Origin of the sequence: Pseudoalteromonas luteoviolacea CPMOR-1 (assembly GCF_001625685.1) — a bacterium.
GTDB classification, from domain to species: Bacteria; Pseudomonadota; Gammaproteobacteria; order Enterobacterales; family Alteromonadaceae; genus Pseudoalteromonas; species Pseudoalteromonas luteoviolacea_K.
In genome coordinates, this window is record NZ_AUYC01000073.1 from 53363 (window position 1) to 73936 (window position 20574).

Sequence of the window (20574 nt, forward strand, 5' to 3'; positions counted from 1 at the left end):
CTAAATCGTAATTAATTATCTTGACTATCATCAGCATAGTGTACAACCGAGACATATGCTAAGTATTTACGACTGCTCAGGGTCAAGGAGGTAAATTAGATTTAGCCAAAGGGGCGTTTTAAGTTAAAGAAACCTCTGAGTTATACAGGGGATAATGGTGCGATCGCGATAAGAGCAAAGAGAGTGAGCACTTTACAGGCTCACTCTTCGGTTATATTAGTACTGCAGTTGACCTCCATTGTTGATAAATGTGACGTACTCTTGCCACAGCTCATCTACACTTCTGCCCACAGTTTGTTGGAAAGCGGCTTCAAAAGACCAAGTGTAATTACCTAAATCTTTGGCGGCTTTGTTAAATTTATACAGGAAATCGGCATCGTGTGTTACACGTACATAGTGCAAGAAAAAACCCGTAGTGGTGTAGCCACCTAGCCATTTTTTAGGGTCGGTCACATTAGGCGTACGCGTTTTGTGTAGGCCCTCACCAATTCTAACTGCATCAGCAAGCCCTTCAGTATATGCCCAGTAGGCTTTACCATCTCCATAGCTGTCGTGAGTTAGTGGAGAGTTGTTATACCCATGTGTTACCTCATGAGACAAAATGCCATCGATTTCATCGCGGATCGCTGCATCTGAGTTACCACTGTCACGGTAAATTTTCTCTAGGTGGCTGGTGCTTACAACAATGGTCATTTCACCAGAGCCATCTTGTCCCATTTTGTATGCAACAAACTCATTTCCCCAATGATCTTTTGCTCTAAGCTCAAATTGAAGGTTTCTAAAACGATTTGATTCAACTGGGTCGCGATACAGGATTTTTGCCACATCGACACAGCGATTTGCCATATGCCCTGCTGGATCTGAGATGATGCGTTTGAATAAGATAGACCCTTGAGTTTGTGGATCTACATCAACAAAGTCGACTTGAGGTTTTTTCCACTCACCATTTGGTGGTGTGGTTACCTCTTCTTTTATGTTTATGGTGTAACTGGTATTTGAGTATCCATATACAGACACATAGACATCATTACCTTTTAAGTTACATGATTCATTGGCAGTTGGTGTTGTGCTGCTACAATCAAATGCTTGTGTGGTTGGTTGAGCTGCGCTTCTCATGTACAGATCTGCATCGCCCGTCCCAGTGGTTGTTGCAATGATTTTATTGGCAACATTAAACGGGCCAAAGTGCTGCCATTGACCGGCGTTTAAGCTATTGCTTTGCGAGATAGGTAAGCTACTTGGTGGCGTTATATTTTCGGCAAACATCTCGATTTCAGCGATTTGCAGTATGTTTGCGCCATTGGTGGAGGACACATCTACTTTTACAAATGCAAAACTTTGTGGGTTAGCGACTGTGAATTGCTTTGTCTGATAACGATCATTGAAAGATTGGTTGTATCGCGTGTCGAGTACCACCCAGTTAATGCCATCATTTGAACCTTGCAGCTGCCAATCTTGCGGATCGCGACTTGGAGCATCATTGGCTGAGGTGATGCTGTAAGAGGTAACTTTTTGTGGTTGTGAAAACTGATAGCTTATCCAACCTGAAGATGAGAAGGTCAGCCATTTACTGTAATTATTGTTATCAAAAGCTTTGGTTTTCCCTTCAAAAGTACCATTTTCGCCGGAAACTGATATGGCATTGGGGTTATCGGACGTCAGATCCGTTTGCGCTATTGCTGAAGCGGAAAGTAAAGCACCAAGCAAACACGCTAGGCTGGTTTTTTTTAGTGAACTCTGTGTTATTTGCGTTTTCATATATGCAACCTTGTATCGTTCCAAAAAAATTGATTGTGGCTCGTTCCCATATTATTTGGCTTGTTAGTTATTTTGTTTTTTTACTTAGTTAGTAAGTGCCAAAATAATTGGAACGGTTTAAATGATTGGTTGTATTTTGAACTTTGTCAAAGGTTTTTTTACATTTTTATAACTGGGGAGTGTGGATTATGAGCCGATTGAGTTGATATTTGGAATTATTACGCAAGGGGGTGTTTGGTTTTTGAACTTTTTTATTCTTTGTTGTTAATTCGAAAAATATATATTTTTCATAGGGGTAACTTATATGCCATTTTACAGTGCGCTGGATAATCAATAAAATAAACTCACTAACTTCGAGGTAGCGGTTGCTGCTTAGATAAAATGAAAAAAATTACAGGAGTAACCTATGGCTTGCGTAATTGAGCGGGGAAGTATTGACGAGCTCATGGAGATTGAAAATCAAATTCCTGAGTTTTTGACACCAAAAACAAAACAGCTGATAGAAACCCGTTTACAAGGTAAAACAGTATTACTGCTGGTTGCAAAAAGAGAGGGTAAACCTATCGCATATAAGCTTGGGTACGCCGAGGATGAGAAACATTTTTACAGTTGGCTTGGTGCAGTCGTTCCAGAGTTTAGAGGTGGGGGCATCGCACAAACATTGTTAAATGAGCAAGAGCGGTGGTGTCGGTCTTCGGGTTTTGAAAGCATCGCTGTTAAATCAATGAATAAATTTAAAAATATGCTCATGATGTTATTAAAAAACAACTACAGCATTGTTGCGTGCCACCCATTAGAAGATGGCACTGACAGTAAAATTCATTTTTTAAAAACACTCTAAATTGTTATCTAGGTCATTTTTGACGAGCAGCTCTCTTTTCAAAAAAATAGTTGATAAACAAAGCTGTACAAATAATACCGCTGCCTAGTGATAGGGATAATAGGTCTGCTTGTCGGTTCCAAATGATGACATTGACTAAGACCCCTGCGGGGATCAGGACGTTGTTCATGATCGCTAAATTGCCAACGGATACCTGCGTTGCGCCCTTATTCCATAGGAAGTAACCGAGCCCCGAGGCGATGAGTCCTAGATAGATTAATATGCCCCATTGAAACTCGGTGGTTGGCAGTTTTTCACTGTTGCCAAGTATTACGTAACTCAGCCCTGTGACAATTAGGGCACCTAAAAAGAAAAAACCAAAACAAGTATGCTGCACGGGCAAAGGGGTCTGAGTTGGTAATCTTTTATACAAAACCTGTCCAAGCGCAAAGCACACATTAGCACCTTGAACGAGTAATAGCCCAAACCAGAAATCTTCATTTATGTTAGCTTGGCGAATAGTAATCGCACCCACAGTAGCGAGCAAAGCGACAAATAGATAGTGAAGTTGGAGTTTTTTTTCTAGTAAGTCATTAATAACGGTGATGTAAACGGGCGTCATGACGGTAAACAAGAGTACTTCAGGTACGCTTAAGTAGAGAAAAGAGTGGTAGTAAAAGCCGTACATTAAACCAATTTGAATTGCCCCTATTGCCATCAACGTCAGTGCGACGCGCGCAGTTACATTCGATAACTTAGTAAATGGCAAAAAAATAAGCAACGCAATCGCGACTCTGCTAAAAGCTGAGAACCAAGTGTCAACTTGACCTGCGAGGTAAACGCCAATCAAACTGAACGAAAATGCCCATATAAGGGTAACAAAAGAGAGATAATACATAACATCAAATTACTGTTTTTCGTTATGGTAAAAGGTCGTAGAGAATAAATCGAGCGAAAGGTGAAAAAAGCCAGAGGTAAGCCTACATGGACCGAGATCTTAGCTTTGTTCAATCAAAGCATCGAAAAAACCGAACTAATTAATCATTATAATATGATTTTAATTTACTACCTAGTCGCTACAATGAAGTTGTTTTCACATTTATCCCTTTCATGATTACCCATGATGTGTTAAAGGCCACCATTTTATGGTGGCCTTTTTATTTTCGTTTTAGCGTTTTCTCATTGCTTGTATTAATTTATGGCATTACCTGTGCTCAGTGACACTTTTATACATTTTTATTTGCGTTTGTTCATCTTACGCTAAACTTCAATCTTGCATTTTAGCCCCATATGGCGTGATTAACCTTGTAGAAGACAGCGCCTGTTAATGTTGTAAGGAGTTTCAAAATGAAGAAGTTGATAAGTATGAGCCTTATGTTGGTCATGGTAATTGTGTCGGGATGTGCATCTATGGGCGCGGGTGATAATGTGCAAAAACGTGCTCAAATCATCAAGATGAAGAATGAAACACTCTCTCAGTTATACAAGGAAAAGCCAGATACTCGAGCGCAGCTACGCTCAGCTGTGGGATATGCCGTCTTTTCAAATGCAAACATCAATTTGCTTTTAGTCTCTGCGGGCACGGGTTATGGCGTTGTGCAAAATAACCAAACAGGCCAGTTTACCTATATGAACATGGCTGAAGGTGGAGTCGGGCTTGGACTAGGCGTTAAAGATTATCGCTTAATTGTTGTGTTCCACACTGCCGAAGCCTTAGATACCTTTGTCAATCACGGTTGGACTTTTGGTGGTAATGCTGATGCAGCTGCAAAAGCTTCTGATAAAGGTGCGGCTATTCAAGGCGAGGTATATTACGGCAATATGTCTGTTTATACGCTTACTCAAAGTGGCCTTGCGCTACAGGCAACAGTGAAAGGGACAAAGTTTTGGCCTGATAAATCATTAAACTAAGTCAGGAAACAGGCGATACTTGAGAATCATCAGGACATAAAAGTATTTTTTATAAGATTTCGCTTTTTGTTCTTGTTAGGTGTAGAAGTATTCGCTATAAACAACGTAAGCATATCTAATTATTTTTAGAGGGTAACGTGTTCAAGGAAATTGACGACCTCAGTGATAGTTTAGTTTTAATTGTAGAGGACTCAGCACTGACGCAAAAAGTGCTGGGTGCTTGCTTAGATGGATTGTGCCGTGTCGACGCAGTTGACAGTGCCGAAGAGGCTATAAATTATTGCCTCAAATCTCCCCCAGACTTAATTTTGATGGACTGGATCCTAGGTGGAATGACAGGGCTTGAAGCGTGTAAAAAAATTCAAGCCATGGATGAGTTAAATGATATTCCCATTATATTTGTTACCTCCAACACGAATGAAAATCAACAGGAGCTATGCTGGGATGCGGGGGCAGTTGACTTTTTAGGTAAGCCGATTGTGGCCCGGACATTAGTTAATCGAGTTAGAACCCACTTAAAATATAAGCGTCAAACCGACATATTAAAGCAGTACTCCTTTTTTGACGGCCTGACTGAGGTGTTTAATCGGCGCTACTTCGATATGGAGTGCACGCGTTTGTTTCGGCAAAACCTCAGGCAACAGCAGTGTATGTCTATCATTATGCTAGATATTGATTATTTTAAGTTATTTAATGATCAGTATGGACATTTACAAGGTGACGATGCGTTAAAAGCGGTTGCAAAGGTTGCTGTGAAAATGGTGAACCGGCCACTTGATAGCGTATTTAGATATGGTGGGGAGGAGTTTGCTGTTTTGTTGCCTAACACCAGTGAAGAAGGGGCGCTTAAAATTGCGCAGTCGATTGTGCATGCTGTTAGAGGGCTTGAAATTCCACATTGTAAATCTGAATTTGATGTGGTGACAGTCAGTGCTGGTGTTGCAGTAGGGCAATATGGCGCGTATGACAATGTTGAAGAGCTGATCCAAAAAGCGGACGAAGGGCTGTATAAGGCTAAGTCAAACGGAAGAGATCAGGCTTATTTAATTAATGAAAAGTAGTGGTAGAAATAGGTGTGATCAGCCCGATCACACCTATTTTTTGACTTACATATTAAACAGTAAGGCCGATACTGCTAACAGACCAACCGTAAGCACAAAGTATGTGCTTAGCTTACCCTTGTACTTTTGTAATGCTGGTACTTTATAAATTGCGATTGTTGGCATGACAAACAGTATCAAGGCGATGATCGGGCCCGATATTGCCCCCATCATGTCTAGAATACTTGGGTTGATCACTGCACAAATCCAAATAGAGATAAACATCACCACAACGCCTAGCTTGTCAGCTGCTTTATAGCTGATAGAGGTTTGTTTCGTGACCAGACCATTGAAACTCTCTCTTGCACCTAAAAAGTGCCCTAAGAATGAAGAAGTAATGGCAATAAATGCAACCAATGGACCGAGTGTTTCAATAAATGGGTTGTTGTATACGTTAGCCAAATAAGACAGAACAGATACATTTGCCTCTTTTGCCTCAGTCATTTGCTCAGGGGTTAGTGAGAAAATACACGAAAATACAAACAACAAGACAAATGCGATGAGCATCAATGCGGTGTTACGCAGAATACTCTCAGCTTTGAGAGTGGCTTCTGACTTATAGTGTCTGCGTTGTGTATTTGCAAAGCTAGAAATCGCCGCTGCGTGGCTAAAAGAAAAGACAACAATGGGCACTGACAACCAGAGTGTCTCAGTCAATGAGCCGATATCAGGTGTAGATATCGCTGGAAGTTGCCAATTAGGGATTAGATATAAAGAAAGAAACAGCAGCACGCCGACTAATGGATAAACAAGTACTGCAAAAGCTCTGAGGAGCAACTTCTCACCACCTAGCATGATTGCGATCATGCCAGCAACAAGCACACCAGACAGTAAAACTCTTGGTAATGATTCCATCTCCAGTTGGTTTACCATGAAACTATCAACCGTATTGGTTAAACCGACACCGTAAATAAGTAATATTGGGAATATTGAGAAAAAGTACAGCAATGAGATCAAGCGACCGCTGGTAGCACCAAAATGCTCTTCGACAACGTCGGTGAAATCTGAGTCGCTATTTTTTGAGGATAATACAAATCGAGCAAGACCTCGGTGTGCCAGATAAGTCATCGGAAAAGCAAGCACAGCCATGATCATCAAGGGCCAAAATCCACCAATGCCAATGTTGATTGGTAAGAATAAAATACCCGCGCCTACAGCTGTACCAAACAGACTGAGTACCCAATTAGTATCATGTTGGGTCCAGCGTGATTCGCTGATATTAACCACGTCATTCGCGCCTCCCACTTGTGAATTACTCATACTTGTTGTCCTACGTTTTAGTTTTAATCGCGCGGATGATATATAAATTCACGCATTGATGCATGTTTATTCGGTTTGATTGAGGTTTTTTTAACCTTTACATTGGCTTTATGGTTAACAAGTGCTCACTTTGAAAAGGGTATTGTCGGTTCGAAAAGTGACAGGTGTCTTGTAAGAGCAGGTAAAGGGGGTCCGTGTTTTGTACGATATGACGACGTTTCACATTGTAGAAAACTTACTATTTAGTTTGGTATAACGTGTATGTTGTCCTGAGAGGTTATGCTAAATGGGCAGTTATGAATTTAAAAATATTACGCTTTTAAATCAGTCAGGTATGATTTTTTATTTAAAATATATAAATAATGATTTTCTTCATAACTTTATCTGATTGTGTGTGTTGTACCTTAATTGTTTCCGGTATGAGTGTTAGAATTCTGGTGTCTTTTAATTGTTTTTGACCTCCGGTTGCTTATTTGACTGGGGCAAATTTAAAGTGGTAAGAATTTATGCTGTATTATCTTTTCGTAGGTGCACTTGTATGGTTTTGCTACACGCTTTTTAGCAAGAGTAATTCTTTTTTTGAGTAAAGTAAGTTTAGTTTAAGTGCCAAACCTAGTAGGTAGTGGAGTTACTCTAACGCTGACATTTGATTAATGACCACTGCCTAGCACACTCGTGTTTAAATACTGATGATAGCGGTAACAGCCACTTAACTGTCAATTTATTTAGTTGAAAGATTACATTTTCAAACATTCCCTGACTGATTCACACACCCGTATGAACTATGATTTCCACATCAAACATGATTGGGGAAAACAATGAAAAAATTATTAACCGTATCAATGATCGCTCTATTGGCAAGTGGCTGTGCGCATCATAATAATGTAAGACCATCTCAAGACGGCAAGCATTACGTCAACCTAACTTCAGAAACTCGACAAAAAGCAGGCGAAGAAGCGCTAGAACAAGCCAACTATTATTGCAGTGAGAACGGCAGCACGCGCGCGTATATTGTCAATGAAACGATTACTTACATGGGCTCGATGCCAGAAGATGAATATTTGAAAAATCGCAATTTAGCTGAGGCAGTCGAAGTCGCAGGTGCAGGTATGTCAATTTTAGGTGGCGGACGTGTCGATGATTTGGGCACCGCGATGTGGATTGGCGGTGGTATTGCAGAAGATACTATGGGCGAACCTTATCAAATTAATCTATCATTTAGCTGCAAATAAATGCACGAATCATCATATACGCTATCATCTAGCGGTCGCTTTGTCGGCCGCTTGTGGCATCAAGTCCCATTGCGTTATTCGACGCATTATACAAAATCAATGTATATCTGAACTTTCCTAATAATCTAGAATTCACTCACATTTGTATCGCGACTGAATAAAATAGGTAGGCGTCTCGTGATATGTCCAATAATTAAATCAGTTGTGATGTTAAGCTCAAATCATATATTGCTTGATATGACAAATATGACAGAGCACAACCATTTTTAATTTAGACCTGAACCTGTTGTGGAGGGAGTTTAGGTCTTGAGTGGAAAGCTCAATATCGTGACAGAAAAACCTAAATCGTGTTTAAACCTTTTTTATATGTAGCTGCGTCTTAACTGTTAAATATCATATAAAAAGGACAACAAGATGAAAGCTTTCATGTTTACAGCACTGGCATTATCTTCACTTTACGCTTCAGCAAACCAATATTACTCTTCTGATTATGAATTTGTAAAAAGCACCTCTTTGACATTATCAGCCAAAGAGGTTGACCAATTTAAAATCGATGCAGGAGCGGGCAGCCTCAAATTGATAGGAGAAGACACGGACAAAATTAGCGTTACCGCTGAGATTTTTCAGTCAAGCGAAGGAGGGGATTATTGCTTAGATCTATCCCAGCATAGAAATAAAGCTTTGCTAAAAGCCAATGTGTGCCATAACGGGGTCAACAATACGTTAGTCCATCTTTCAATTACTGCGCCAAAAAGTTTAATTACACAGATCAAAGATGAATCAGGCTCAATTGATGTGTCACATGCAAGTGTTCAAAGTATTGATGATGGCTCTGGTTCGATTAATATCATGGATAATCTTACTTCTCTAAATATAGATGATGGTTCTGGCAGCATTGAGGTTTCTAGTGTTCAAGGTGAATTAGATATTGATGATGGCTCGGGCAAAATCTTAGTGGAGGATATTAAAGGGAATGTGTGGATCGAAGATGGCTCGGGTAAGGTGGTCGTTGATAACGTCACAGGCAAAGTGTCAGTTGATGACGGCTCTGGTAGTATTTCTGTGCGAAATGCACAATCGTTCGAGTTGATAAATGATGGTTCCGGCAGAGTAAATTTGAAGAATATCCGTGACCAACAAAATTAATGTGATTTAATCTACACCGCAGGTATTTTCCTGCGGCGTAGTCTGTACTATTTTTCTAGTCCAAAAGGGTCATCGATACTATAGCTTGGCTCTGTAAACCATTTTGGGCCTGACTCAGTGATGTAAAAGTGATCTTCAAGGCGAATACCAAATTGATCTGGTATCACTAGCATGGGCTCATTGGAAAAGCACATGCCCGGCGCTAATCGTTGTGGATTGTCTTTGACAAGATAAGGGCGTTCGTGAATATCTAAACCGATACCATGTCCTGTTCTATGCGGACAACCTGGCAACTGATAGTCTGGCCCTAAGTTATGCTTGGCAAAGTAGCTTCTTGCTGCGTAATCCACATCACCGCATGTCGCGTCAATTTGGGCTGCATTAAAAGCATGTAATTGCGCTTGTTTTTCATGTTCCCATATTTCCCTTTGATAGTCTGTCGCTTTGCCAAAAACATAAGTTCGGGTAATGTCACTCAGATAACCGTGCAGTTTGCAGCCTGTATCGATTAACACCACATCACCTTGTTTCAGAGTTTGTGGCTCCTTCACGCCATGCGGAAATGAAGAGGCTTTACCAAATAAAACAATACAGAAGTAATTACCTGAAGCGCCCACTTTCTTGTGGGCTTGTGCTATAAACGATTCGACTTCAGTGGTCGTGATGCCTTCGTGCAGTATGGAAGCTGCGGCTTGTTGTACAGCCAGTGTCATATCCATTGCTCGTTGAATTAAAGCGATTTCGTTCGCCGATTTGTGCATACGGCAGTGACTGGTCACTTGATGTCCATTAATGACATTCAGGTTCGGGTTCGCTTTATTGATCCCATCGACGACAAAAAAAGCTGTACTTTCGTCAATGGCTAGCGTGGCATTGTGCGATATGCCGCACTCTGTAAATATTTGCCCCAGAAGTTGATAGGGGCATTGTTCTTCTTGCCACGCATGAACTTTACCTTTGATCACTTGGTATTCGCTGATTGTACCAAGCTCAAAAAAAGGGGCGATAAAACAAACCTCCCCTTGGGCTGGCAATAATGCACCAACGAGCCGTTCACTGGCTGACCAATCTAACCCAGTAAAGTACTTTAAGTTAGTGCCAGCATTAAGGAATAAAGCATCGATATTATTGGCTTGCATGTATGCCTGTGCTTCGGTCATACGAGTTCGGTAATCTTCCTCGATAATGGGTTGTACCCCTGATGTCATTGTATTGAGGTTATCAAGTGCTGCTTGTTTTGATTGAAAGCCTATACCTATCATAAATGTATCCTATTTCGTTATTATCGAGTACTACTGAAAACGCGTGATGCTGTAAGGGGTAATATCAAATACAGTTGGCTGATTTGCAACCAAATTTGCGATGAGTTCACTGGTGATCGCGGCTTGTGTAAGCCCCAGATGTTGGTGACCTAACGCAAACAGTATATTTGGGTGTTCAGGGGCTTGACCAATAACAGGTAGTGAGTCCGGTAAAGAGGGTCTAGGGCCCATCCAGTAAGAACCTTGCTGAACATCACTAAATCCTTTGAGCATATCCTTTGCATGAGTAAGTAATGAAGCGGCTCTTGTATAAAAGGGCGGACGATTTAGACCCGCAAACTCAACGGTACCTGCGAGACGAAGTCCATTTTGCATTGGTGTCATAATGAACTGACGATCTGCGGAAGCGACAGGGCGGCTCAATGCATGCTTGCTGAGCATATTATGATAGCCTCGCTCGGCTTCGAGTGGCAGTTTATAACCCAGCTGCTTGCACAACTGCTTACTCCATGCACCAGTGCAAATCACCACTTTATCAAAGTGAGGTAGCGAGCCCTGTGTATCGGTTGCCACCATCACTTTGTCATGTTGCTGGATGTTGGTAACGGCTTGTTGTATGAACTGACCACCTAAGCGGAGAAATTCTTGAAAGAGGGTGTTCGATAATTTATGTGGGTCGGTCGTATGCGCGACATCTTTGAAAAGTAACGCGTAGTTAATTGTATTATGAAGCTGTGGCTCTAAAGCTTGTGTTGCTTGTTGGTCGAGCAGCTCAACGTTAACACCATTTGAGACATACGCCTGATATAGCTTTTCAATGTCATCATAACTGAATTTTTCAAAGGTCAGTAAACTCCCATTGCGCGTTATATGTGCATCAAAATTTTCCCCTAATAATCGTTTGTATGCATCGATTGCTGCAAGATTAAGAGCTTTCAGGGCTTCTGTATTGTGGCGATAAGCGCGTGCTGGCATATTGCTACAAAATCGAGCAAACCATGGTAGTGCTTTGACCAAATATCGCCAATCAATGCGCAGAGGGCTTAACTTGTTCATCAACATACCGGGCAGCTTTTTTAACAGTGCTTTGTCGGCTAAAGGAAAAACCTGCTCTGTTGCAAAGTGCCCAGCATTGCCCATAGAGCATTGCGTACTTACTCCGTTGGGATCGAACAAGCTTACTTGATACCCATGGCGCTGCAATTGTACGGCGTTACATACCCCGATTATGCCAGCGCCGATGACTGCAATTTTATTATTTTTAGTCATTTATGTGTGCTCTTTTCAAATTGCATCTTGTGTACTTCTGTCGTAGAAAACTTTTTATATTTTATTAAATTTATACTTTTCATTGAGTTAAAGCCTTTTTTTATATGTTTCATTGGAGGTTATGATTTTTTCTAAAATGGTATATTGATTATTGTATACAATATACTTATAGTAAAAAGCAAGAACGATAACAGAGGAATAACCATGAACGTAGATTGGCAAGGGGTTTACCCTGCAGTGACCACACAGTTTAACGAAGACGAGACAGTTAATTTCGAAACCACCAAATCGATGATCAATTCGCTGATTGAAGATGGGGTACATGGCATCATTGTGTTAGGAACTGTGGGTGAAAATTGCTCTTTACGTGCAGATGAAAAACGACAAGTTTTGCAAGCCGCTAGAGAGGCCGTCGCTGGCAGAGTACCTTTACTTACAGGTGTGGCAGAAACCACCACGTCACTGGCCGTGGAATTTGTTCAAGATGCTGAAAAAATAGGCATTGACGGATTTATGGTCCTACCGGGTATGGTCTATCGCTCAACTGAGCGTGAAGCTATCTACCATTATCAACAGGTTGCTCGTTCAACAGCATTACCCATTATGATTTATAACAACCCGATTACTTATGGTGTCGATGTGTCAATTGAAGGTATGCGTACATTGGCGTTGGAAGACAATATTGTCTCAGTCAAAGAGGCAACAGAGGACACGCGCAGGATCAGTGAGCTTTTGTCCACTTTTGGTGAGCGTTTTGTCGTTTTTGGTGGAGTGGATGACATTGCATTAGAAAGTTTGATGTTAGGCGCGACAGGTTGGATTTCTGGCCTGACGAATGTATTTCCTCGTGAGTCAGTGGCTATTTACAAACTTGCACAGCAAGGCAGGTATGCTGAAGCCACTGAGATTTGGCGTTGGTTTTTACCGTTACTGCGCTTGGACACAGTGCCGACCTTGGTGCAATGTATTAAATATGCGGAGCAGCTGGCAGGGCGAGGCAGTGAAAAAACGCGTTCACCACGATTATCCCTGACTCAAGACGAAAAGGCTTATGTAAGCCGTTTGTATGATGATGCTATCACCAACCGCATTGACCTCAGTAAATTTAATCTTAATTAAGGGTTTTCAACATGAACAGGGGGACATTTTTTTGTATTGATGGCCATACGTGTGGCAACCCTGTACGTCTTGTTACCAGTGGCCACCCAAATCTTCGGGGGGCCACGATGGCTGACAAGCGGCAGCATTTTCTCGCTGAGTTTGACTGGATCCGTAAAGCCTTAATGTTTGAGCCCCGAGGGCACGATATGATGTCAGGTGCATTTTTATATCCACCTTGCAGCGACGATGGTGATGTGAGCATATTGTTTATTGAAACATCAGGGTGCTTGCCTATGTGCGGGCACGGCACCATTGGCACGGTGACATTTGCGCTGGAGCAGGGGTTAATTCACCCACAAGAAATGGGCTTAGTCAAAATTGATACGCCAGCAGGTCGAGTAGATGCACAGTATGAGATGCATCAAGGTAAAGTAAAGTGGGTTAGGCTCGTTAATGTGCCTGCATTTTTGGCACATACAGATGTGACTGTTGAGACTGAAGCACTTGGAAAATTAAGTGTTGATATCGCGTATGGCGGTAACTTTTACATCATTGTTGAGCCACAGGGAAATTTTAAGGGCATAGAAAGCACAGATGCCGACACATTAATAAAAATGAGTCGTGAAGTACGCACAGCGGTTAATGCGAAAATCAAGTGTATTCACCCAGAATCTGCCCATGTATATGGGGCGTCGCATGTACTTTGGACTGGTAAACCACAAAATGACGATTCTACGTCCGCAAATGCGGTATTTTATGGAGATAAAGCCATTGACCGTTCGCCTTGCGGCACTGGCACCAGCGCACGTATGGCTCAACTCTTTACAAAGGGGCACTTAAAGCCACAGCAAGATTTTATCCATGAAAGCTATATTGGTAGCCAATTTATTGGGCGCGTAGAAGAGGTGACCGAAGTGGCAGGTAAAGTGGCAATTCGTCCCAGTATTCAAGGCTGGGCTGTGCGCACGGGCACGAACTGCATAACCGTAGATGACGATGACCCTTATGCATTTGGATTTCAAGTGATTTAACACTGTTTTTCAAACTTATCAATAACTGGAGGTAACAATGAAATTATATGGACAGAGTTATATCGCGGGCAATTGGCAACACAACCAACAAGGCGACACTTTTAACAGTTTTTGTCCGGGTACCAACGAATATTTACCTGCGATGTTTTTCGAAGCCACTGAAGCGCAAGTAAAATTAGCAACGGCGTCAGCTGATAGGGCGTTTAAGTCGTATCGTCGAATGTCAAATCGTCAACGGGCACAGTTTTTAAGTACCATTGCTGATGAAGTTACCGCCCTAGGCGATACGCTTATAGAAACGACAATGTTAGAAACTAATTTGCCGCGTCAGCGCCTAGAAGGAGAACGTGCACGAACCATCGGTCAGCTGCGTGCTTTTGCTGAGGTGTTAGAACAAGAACTTGCACCGCTGAACTTAAACAGTGTTGACGAAGGTGACGAAACAAGGTTGCCTGTTGCTAAGCCACACACCGCCTTAACACATATTCCAGTCGGGGTGGTGGCTGTATTTGGTGCGTCAAACTTTCCATATGCTTTTTCGACGCTCGGTGGAGACACAGCTGCGGCCCTTGCAGCCGGCTGCCCTGTGATAGTGAAGGCACATCCAGCTCACCCTGCAACCAATGAATTGATGACAAAAGCAATTGATAAAGCCATCAAACAGTGCGGGATACCTGACGGCGTATTTTCAATGCTCCAAGGTAGTCAACACCCACTGTCTCATCAACTAGTTAAAGACCCTTACGTTAAGGCGGTTGGCTTTACAGGATCGCTTGCTGCTGCAAAAGCATTGCTAAAAACCATTAACGACAGAAAAGAGCCTATTCCGTTATATGGGGAGCTGGGTAGTGTAAATCCTCAAATTGTATTAACAGGGCAAGATGCGCATCAACAAGCGACATTGGCGACTCAATTGGTGAGTTCAATGATTATGGGCCACGGACAATTCTGTACCAGCCCAGGAATATGGTTTGTACCTACTGAATATATCGACTTTGAACGTGCTGCTATTAACGCGGTTGAAGCCGCACCTTCAGACACACTGCTGACGACGGGTATTTTACAGGCTTATAAAAAACGCACAGACACGTTATTTCAGCATCCAAGTACAGCGTTAGTGGCGCAAGGTACGCTCAGTAAGCAATACCATGCTGCTGTTCAGCTTTATACTTGCAGCACTGAGGACTTTATCCAACACAAACTTCTGCAAGAAGAGGTATTTGGTCCATGTGCTATTGTGGTTAAATATCGAGATGAAGAGGCGTTAGTACGCGCGGTAGAAGCGTTAGAGGGCCAGTTAACTGCGAGCGTTTATGGCGACGCTGATAAACTGCAAGAAAAAGCCGAAATAATAGAGTCTCTGAGCCATAAAGTGGGTCGTTTAATCTATAACCAAGCGCCTACTGGTGTGGAGGTATGCATGTCGATGAATCATGGCGGACCTTTTCCTTCTTCAACAGATGTGAAAAGCACCTCTGTAGGTATACGCGCAATTTTGCGTTTTTTACGTCCGTTATGTGTACAAGGTGGCATTTAATACCGTCATATTAGCCGAGCCTGTCTTTTATAGGCTTGGCTATTATCACGCGCAATACAAAGATAAAACGGGGCCTGCGTGCATTTTTGATTTAGCTACGTATAATGTAAGTCACTGTAAATTTTTGATTAACCCCATGGCGATTGTACATAAAACTAGAACTCAACTTGTTGCCGAAGCGATTAGAGATAAGATTTTAAGCGGCGAGATAAAGGCAGGAGAACCTTTGCGTCAAGCTGCATTGGCTGAAGAGCTTAATGTTAGTCGCATCCCTGTTCGAGAAGCGCTGTTGCAGTTAGAAGCAGAAGGATTAGTTAACTTTGAAGCACATAAAGGCGCGACAGTAACGAGTCTTAGTGCTGATCAGATAGATGAAATATTTGATTTACGTGCTTTATTGGAAGCAGAGCTGCTTAGGCACTCGGTAACGTATTTAACTAATCGTGATTTGCTTGAAGCGGAGGCCATTTTAGCGGATCTTGAAGAAGCTATTTCTGCCGGGGACTCTCAGCTTGCGACTGGCAAATTAAATGCAGAATTTCACGATAAGTTATATTCGAGGGCTAATCGACCTCAAACACGTGAGCTTGTTGCCGTTTATAGTAAAAACTCTGAACGTTATGTTCGTATGCACATTTTGTTAGCTGGTGGTATTAATACTGCGCCAGAAGAGCACCGAAAGTTACTGCAACTGTGCAGAGATAAAGAGATAGACAGCGCATGTGAGTATTTAAAACATCATATTTTGAGTGCCAAAAAAGGCATTAAAGCACTGCTTTTAAAACTAGAAGAAGGTGCTTAAATAATAGGCAAGCCATTTATCTCTGCGTGTTGAGTAAAATGGCTTATCTCCCATCGGTACTTCTTTTTTGCTGGCAATATTACTGCCAGATACCAACACTCATTTCGGATGTAAACCCTGGACCAAATGCGGCAAGTAAACTGGTTTCACCTTTTGTGGCTTGTTCAAAGGTGCGGCGTAATACATCGATAACTGCAACGCTGGACGTATTGCCTGTCTCAGCTAAGCAGGCTCGAGAGTGCTTCACTTTATCTGGATCGAGGTTTAAACAGCGCTCTAATTCATCTAAGATACGTCTGCCACCGGTGTGAAATATGGTATTGTCGACGTCATTTGCATCGATTTCTAGCTTTTCTTGGCAAAAGGACTGTAGATAAGGCGCTACGTGGGGAATTGAGTGCATGACATCTTTGTCCAATGAAAACTTAAAGCCTTTATCTGTCAGTTGATACTCGATGTATGGCATCGTGTCTTCAATGGTAACACTCTGATTATGTGTCAATCTTAACCCTGAAACTTGGTCATCTCCTCGCATCACTACCGCAGCTGCACCATCCGCAAAAAGTGAGTTGCTTATAAAGTCTTGCAGTCTACCCGCCTCTTTATGAAAGCACAGAGATGAGGTTTCAACACATACAATCAATACGTTTCTATCTGGACGGTGCTCACAATATTCAAATGCGCGTCCAATCGCTGAAGCGCCAGCCACACAACCGAGTTGCGCAATGGGTATTTGCTTTGTATCAGCTCTGAGTGACAGACGATTTATGAGATGTGCGGTGAGTGATGGCATCATAAACCCGGTACAAGAAGTGGCGATAACCATATCAATTTCGTCAACATTTAATCGGGCATTATGAATGGCTTCACGAGCGACTTTTTCAGCCATTTCAATGGCGGCATCTTGATATACCTTGGCTCGCTCGCCAAAGTTCCCCTGTTTAACCACATCCGTTAAAGGCATGATCAGGTGCCTCTTTTTGACTTCTGCGTTTTGTATCATGTCAAAAGCACGCTTTTTGTGAGGGCTGTCTGGATGGCAGATCTCAATGACCGTCATAATATCGTCGGCATTCACTTCGTAGTTTGGATAGTAAGTTGCTGGTTTACTTAAAGTTGTCATGATAATTCTCTCCTTAATTGAATGACTTAAAGCAAGACCTACAACTGCTTTCTTTTATTTCACAATTTTTATAAATAAATTTAACCTTTTTGGGTTTTCATAGTTAAGTAACTGATATTAAATAATTTATATTTTAAATTAATTTTTGTTATCTCAGTAATGCAGGGAATGGGAGTGAGAACATCTAACAGTTGCTAATTTTGCATTTAAGTGAGCTGTTACATTCGATTTTACTCGGCACAATCAGCTTGTATAACATTGATTTACAACCTAAAACGCATCTTTACGCATCTTTTCCTATCTTTTCACTGGCTTTAAGTATTTGATTTTTAATGGGTTTTTTGTTTGTTTTTACATGAGGATTGTCTGCGCTCATGGGTCTCGGTGTGTATTGAGCTTTTATTGCGCTTTTATTAATTTTTCATTCATTTTCGCCGCTCTAATGTCACCTCAAGCGCCATGGCAAGTCAAAACAACATCTATTTAGGAAAGTATCTATGAGAAAAACCGCCATCAGTATTGCGATTGCATTGTCAACGGGAAGTGCAGTAACCCCGGTATTCGCAAATGAGCAAGCCACACAAATCGAAAAAATAGAGGTAACAGGCTCTCGTATTAAGCGCTCTGACATGGAAACTGCAAGCCCGGTTACATTTATTGGCGCGGATGCTATTCAAGCCAGTGGTGCGGTTACCATTGATGATGTGCTTCAGGATATCACAGCAGCAGCCGGCGCAATGACCAATCCAGGAGTCAATAATGGTTCAGGAGGAAATGCGAGTATTAATTTACGTGGTCTTGGCGCACAGCGTACTTTGGTGTTAGTAAATGGCCGAAGAATGATTAATTCTGGCACTGGTGCTGCATCCACGGTAGATCTTAACACCATCCCTGTCGCGATGATTAAACATATCGAAGTGCTTAAAGATGGCGCTTCAGCAGTATATGGCACTGATGCGGTTGCAGGCGTTGTAAATATCATCTTAAAAGATGATTTTGAAGGGGCAGAACTGAATGCACAAACTGGATTGTCTGGCGAAGGGGATGCTGAGCAGCATAATATTGATTTGACTGTGGGTACCAGTTTTGACCGTGGAAACATGGTATTTGGCATCCAATACATGGAAAGGGGATCAGCAAGTCAAGCAGATAGAGATTTTTCATCTTGCCCAATTAGCGAGGTAGATGGCGGAAAATCACTGACATGTGGTGGTTCAACCATTACACCGAATGGTCATTTGTATCTTGAAAACGGAAAAGAGCTGCAAGGGGATAAAGAGGGGAACTATGCGGAGTATAACCCTGAGACAGATCCATACAACTACGCTTCAGATAGCTATTTATACACGCCGATGCAAAGGCTCAATCTAACTGGCACTGTGAACTACGAGCTAAATGACCGCACTACTTTATTTACTGAAGCAATGTACTCAAAGCGTTGGTCTGAACAACAAATGGCGCCTCAACCTGTTTGGTTTGATTTTACTTATACAGAGGCGATGGGCGATGATCTCTTAGAGCATGGTGCAGACTATGGGGATACAATACACTATCGTCGTCGCATGTCTGATACTGGCACGCGTGATTTTTCACAAGTGGTTGATACAGTCAGAACAGTCGTTGGTGTTGAGGGGTTTTTAGATAATGATTGGAGCTGGGATATTGCTGTCAACTTTGGCCGTAACGACTCAGTTGATCAGCTCTCTAACTTGCATAATATAGGCAGTTTGACCGAAGACATTGAACTTGGAAATTTCAACCCACTAGACCAATCTGCATGGTCAGCAGAAAACATGACGGATTACTTGTATACCGAGCAAAATACAGGTGGTAGCCAGATGTTGAACTTCAGCGCGTCATTGGCTGGTGAGCTTATTGAATTGCCAGCAGGTTACTTAGGCTTCGCAACGGGGATTGAAAAAAGGACTGAAAAAGCGTGGTATACACCGGATTCTTTGACTTCTCAAGGGCTGGCTAATGACCCTAAAGTTGAGCCTACCAGTGGCTCATACGATGTGAATGAAGCGTTTGTTGAGTTTGCTATTCCTGTACTTGCAGATGTGGCTTTTGCACAAAACTTAGATTTAAGTGCAGCTGTCAGAGCGTTTGACTACTCAAGTTTTGGTAGTGACTCAACATGGAAACTTGGTTTTACTTGGAAATTAAATGAACAGTTAATGTTCAGAGGGGTGAAATCAACGGCATTTCGTGCTCCAACCGTAGATGAACTATATGGTGGAAAATCCCCATCTTTTGAGCAGATCTCTCATCCGTTACTAGATAGTCAAGCTGAAGTTATCGTGGGTGGAAACGCAAATTTAACCCCCGAAGAAGCGGATACGTTAACGTTTGGGTTAGTATATGAGCCGAGCTTTGTCGAAGGCTTATCTTTGACCGTTGATTATTATGATATTGCGATCACTAATGCCATTAGCGAAGTGAACAACCAATATATCATTGATAACTGTGTAAACAGCAGTGGCGACTTGATCAATCAAGATTCAGCAGTTTGTTCGTCAGCAAATGTTGAGATTGCCAATGGTAAAGCAACGTTTAACAACCAATTACAAAATATTGGTGATGAAACGACTCAAGGTTATGACATCAATGTGGCTTATAGCTTTGATGCCGCGGGCTTAGCTTGGCAAGCTGGTTGGGACACTTCAATCCTAAAAGAAAGAACTATCACCATGGCTGGCGAAACGGTCGATTACACGGGGCTTATTACCTCTGGCCTGGGTGGGTATGCTGATATTAAATCAAGTTTAAGTTTGGCTGTGAAAGCTGATGCGTGGAGTGCTAACTACAAAGTCAGATATTTATCGGGCATGGACAGCTTTAGTTGTTTAAGTGAACCAAGTAGCTGTTATGCGCCAAGTACACCTAGTGTCACCTATCACGATATTTCAGGAAGTTACTTTGTCAGTGAGACCATCAAGTTGACAGGTGGCATTAACAATTTATTCGACAAGCAGCCACCATATTACTCAGGTAACAATGACTCAAACACGGATCCATACACCTATGATACGTTGGGCAGATATGTCTATGCGGGTATGAATATTCAGTTCTAGTTGTTTAGGTACTATTTTCGTTTTTCACACTCTCCGTAGAGGGACCAAAGGGCATGCTTAGTTGCAGCCCTTTTTTTATTTGTAAAAATTGAAAGCTAAATACGGCGGAGTTTCGTTTAACGACTATATTGAGAGAAGATAATAAAGT

At 42.0% G+C, this 20574-nt stretch carries 16 protein-coding genes; 10 read left to right on the plus strand and 6 right to left on the minus strand.

The annotated features are described in order from the left end of the window. Positions 1–216: 216 nt before the first annotated feature. Entirely contained in the window at positions 217–1758 is a 1542-nt protein-coding gene (locus tag N473_RS22525) for a basic secretory protein-like protein (RefSeq protein ID WP_063369897.1), read from the minus strand. Positions 1759–2164: 406 nt separating this feature from the next. Between N473_RS22525 and N473_RS22530 the strand changes: the two genes are divergently transcribed. Further along, the gene (locus N473_RS22530) at positions 2165–2599 is read left to right on the plus strand and encodes a GNAT family N-acetyltransferase (RefSeq protein ID WP_063369898.1); all 435 of its coding nucleotides are present in this window, start codon (positions 2165–2167) and stop codon (positions 2597–2599) included. Positions 2600–2612: 13 nt separating this feature from the next. Here N473_RS22530 and N473_RS22535 read toward each other — a convergent pair whose 3' ends face one another. Continuing rightward, positions 2613–3476, minus strand: a complete 864-nt coding sequence (locus tag N473_RS22535; protein ID WP_063369899.1) for a DMT family transporter — start codon at positions 3474–3476, stop codon at positions 2613–2615. A gap of 449 nt (positions 3477–3925) precedes the next feature. Here N473_RS22535 and N473_RS22540 point away from each other — a divergent pair, with 449 nt between their 5' ends. Both N473_RS22540 and N473_RS22545 read left to right on the plus strand, forming a co-directional pair. Further along, positions 3926–4489 (plus strand): YSC84-related protein, encoded by a 564-nt coding sequence (locus N473_RS22540; RefSeq protein WP_063369900.1) that lies wholly within the window; start codon positions 3926–3928, stop codon positions 4487–4489. A 137-nt stretch (positions 4490–4626) separates the two neighbouring features. Next, positions 4627–5550 carry a diguanylate cyclase gene (locus N473_RS22545; RefSeq protein WP_063369901.1) on the plus strand — a complete coding sequence of 308 codons (924 nt, stop codon included), beginning with the start codon at positions 4627–4629 and terminating at the stop codon, positions 5548–5550. Positions 5551–5595: 45 nt separating this feature from the next. Here N473_RS22545 and N473_RS22550 read toward each other — a convergent pair whose 3' ends face one another. Further along, positions 5596–6849 (minus strand): aromatic amino acid transport family protein, encoded by a 1254-nt coding sequence (locus N473_RS22550; protein ID WP_063369902.1) that lies wholly within the window; start codon positions 6847–6849, stop codon positions 5596–5598. Positions 6850–7667: 818 nt separating this feature from the next. On the opposite strand from N473_RS22550, the gene N473_RS22555 reads away from it, so the two are divergent. Beyond that, positions 7668–8081: a hypothetical protein gene (locus tag N473_RS22555; protein ID WP_039609218.1), complete on the plus strand. Its 414-nt coding sequence runs from the start codon at positions 7668–7670 to the stop codon at positions 8079–8081. 414 nt (positions 8082–8495) lie between these two features. Then, complete coding sequence (locus tag N473_RS22560; protein WP_063369903.1) at positions 8496–9227, plus strand: hypothetical protein; 732 nt, start codon at positions 8496–8498, stop codon at positions 9225–9227. Between the two features lie 47 nt (positions 9228–9274). On the opposite strand, the gene N473_RS22565 is transcribed toward N473_RS22560, so the two are convergent. Together N473_RS22565 and N473_RS22570 are read right to left on the minus strand one after the other, a co-directional pair. Then, a complete protein-coding gene (locus tag N473_RS22565) occupies positions 9275–10489 on the minus strand; it encodes a M24 family metallopeptidase (protein ID WP_063369904.1) in 1215 nt (404 codons plus the stop codon). A 30-nt stretch (positions 10490–10519) separates the two neighbouring features. Next, on the minus strand, positions 10520–11758 hold the full coding sequence (locus N473_RS22570) for an NAD(P)/FAD-dependent oxidoreductase (protein WP_063369905.1): 1239 nt from the start codon (positions 11756–11758) through the stop codon (positions 10520–10522). Between the two features lie 204 nt (positions 11759–11962). Here N473_RS22570 and N473_RS22575 point away from each other — a divergent pair, with 204 nt between their 5' ends. From N473_RS22575 to N473_RS22590, 4 genes are all read left to right on the plus strand, one after another. Beyond that, the gene (locus N473_RS22575; RefSeq protein ID WP_063369906.1) at positions 11963–12877 is read left to right on the plus strand and encodes a dihydrodipicolinate synthase family protein; all 915 of its coding nucleotides are present in this window, start codon (positions 11963–11965) and stop codon (positions 12875–12877) included. An 11-nt stretch (positions 12878–12888) separates the two neighbouring features. Further along, positions 12889–13890 carry a 4-hydroxyproline epimerase gene (locus N473_RS22580; RefSeq protein ID WP_063369907.1) on the plus strand — a complete coding sequence of 334 codons (1002 nt, stop codon included), beginning with the start codon at positions 12889–12891 and terminating at the stop codon, positions 13888–13890. Positions 13891–13927: 37 nt separating this feature from the next. Further along, positions 13928–15427 carry an aldehyde dehydrogenase (NADP(+)) gene (locus N473_RS22585; protein ID WP_063369908.1) on the plus strand — a complete coding sequence of 500 codons (1500 nt, stop codon included), beginning with the start codon at positions 13928–13930 and terminating at the stop codon, positions 15425–15427. 136 nt (positions 15428–15563) lie between these two features. Further along, on the plus strand, positions 15564–16229 hold the full coding sequence (locus tag N473_RS22590; protein ID WP_063369993.1) for a GntR family transcriptional regulator: 666 nt from the start codon (positions 15564–15566) through the stop codon (positions 16227–16229). A gap of 79 nt (positions 16230–16308) precedes the next feature. Here the strand turns inward: N473_RS22590 and N473_RS22595 are convergent, their stop codons facing one another. Then, positions 16309–17352, minus strand: coding sequence for a type III polyketide synthase (locus tag N473_RS22595; RefSeq protein ID WP_063369909.1), 1044 nt, complete (start codon positions 17350–17352; stop codon positions 16309–16311). A 497-nt stretch (positions 17353–17849) separates the two neighbouring features. On the opposite strand from N473_RS22595, the gene N473_RS22600 reads away from it, so the two are divergent. Further along, a complete protein-coding gene (locus N473_RS22600) occupies positions 17850–20426 on the plus strand; it encodes a TonB-dependent receptor plug domain-containing protein (protein WP_063369910.1) in 2577 nt (858 codons plus the stop codon). The last annotated feature ends 148 nt before the right edge of the window (positions 20427–20574 follow it).

Coding starts and splice junctions, on each gene's coding strand:
- N473_RS22570 (WP_063369905.1), bottom strand. CDS start 11,758: ATGACTAAAAATAATAAAATTGCAGTCATCGGCGCTGGCATAATCGGG.
- N473_RS22525 (WP_063369897.1), bottom strand. CDS start 1,758: ATGAAAACGCAAATAACACAGAGTTCACTAAAAAAAACCAGCCTAGCG.
- N473_RS22530 (WP_063369898.1), top strand. CDS start 2,165: ATGGCTTGCGTAATTGAGCGGGGAAGTATTGACGAGCTCATGGAGATT.
- N473_RS22555 (WP_039609218.1), top strand. CDS start 7,668: ATGAAAAAATTATTAACCGTATCAATGATCGCTCTATTGGCAAGTGGC.
- N473_RS22590 (WP_063369993.1), top strand. CDS start 15,564: ATGGCGATTGTACATAAAACTAGAACTCAACTTGTTGCCGAAGCGATT.
- N473_RS22550 (WP_063369902.1), bottom strand. CDS start 6,849: ATGAGTAATTCACAAGTGGGAGGCGCGAATGACGTGGTTAATATCAGC.
- N473_RS22535 (WP_063369899.1), bottom strand. CDS start 3,476: ATGTATTATCTCTCTTTTGTTACCCTTATATGGGCATTTTCGTTCAGT.
- N473_RS22575 (WP_063369906.1), top strand. CDS start 11,963: ATGAACGTAGATTGGCAAGGGGTTTACCCTGCAGTGACCACACAGTTT.
- N473_RS22580 (WP_063369907.1), top strand. CDS start 12,889: ATGAACAGGGGGACATTTTTTTGTATTGATGGCCATACGTGTGGCAAC.
- N473_RS22540 (WP_063369900.1), top strand. CDS start 3,926: ATGAAGAAGTTGATAAGTATGAGCCTTATGTTGGTCATGGTAATTGTG.
- N473_RS22600 (WP_063369910.1), top strand. CDS start 17,850: ATGAGAAAAACCGCCATCAGTATTGCGATTGCATTGTCAACGGGAAGT.
- N473_RS22565 (WP_063369904.1), bottom strand. CDS start 10,489: ATGATAGGTATAGGCTTTCAATCAAAACAAGCAGCACTTGATAACCTC.
- N473_RS22595 (WP_063369909.1), bottom strand. CDS start 17,352: ATGACAACTTTAAGTAAACCAGCAACTTACTATCCAAACTACGAAGTG.
- N473_RS22585 (WP_063369908.1), top strand. CDS start 13,928: ATGAAATTATATGGACAGAGTTATATCGCGGGCAATTGGCAACACAAC.
- N473_RS22560 (WP_063369903.1), top strand. CDS start 8,496: ATGAAAGCTTTCATGTTTACAGCACTGGCATTATCTTCACTTTACGCT.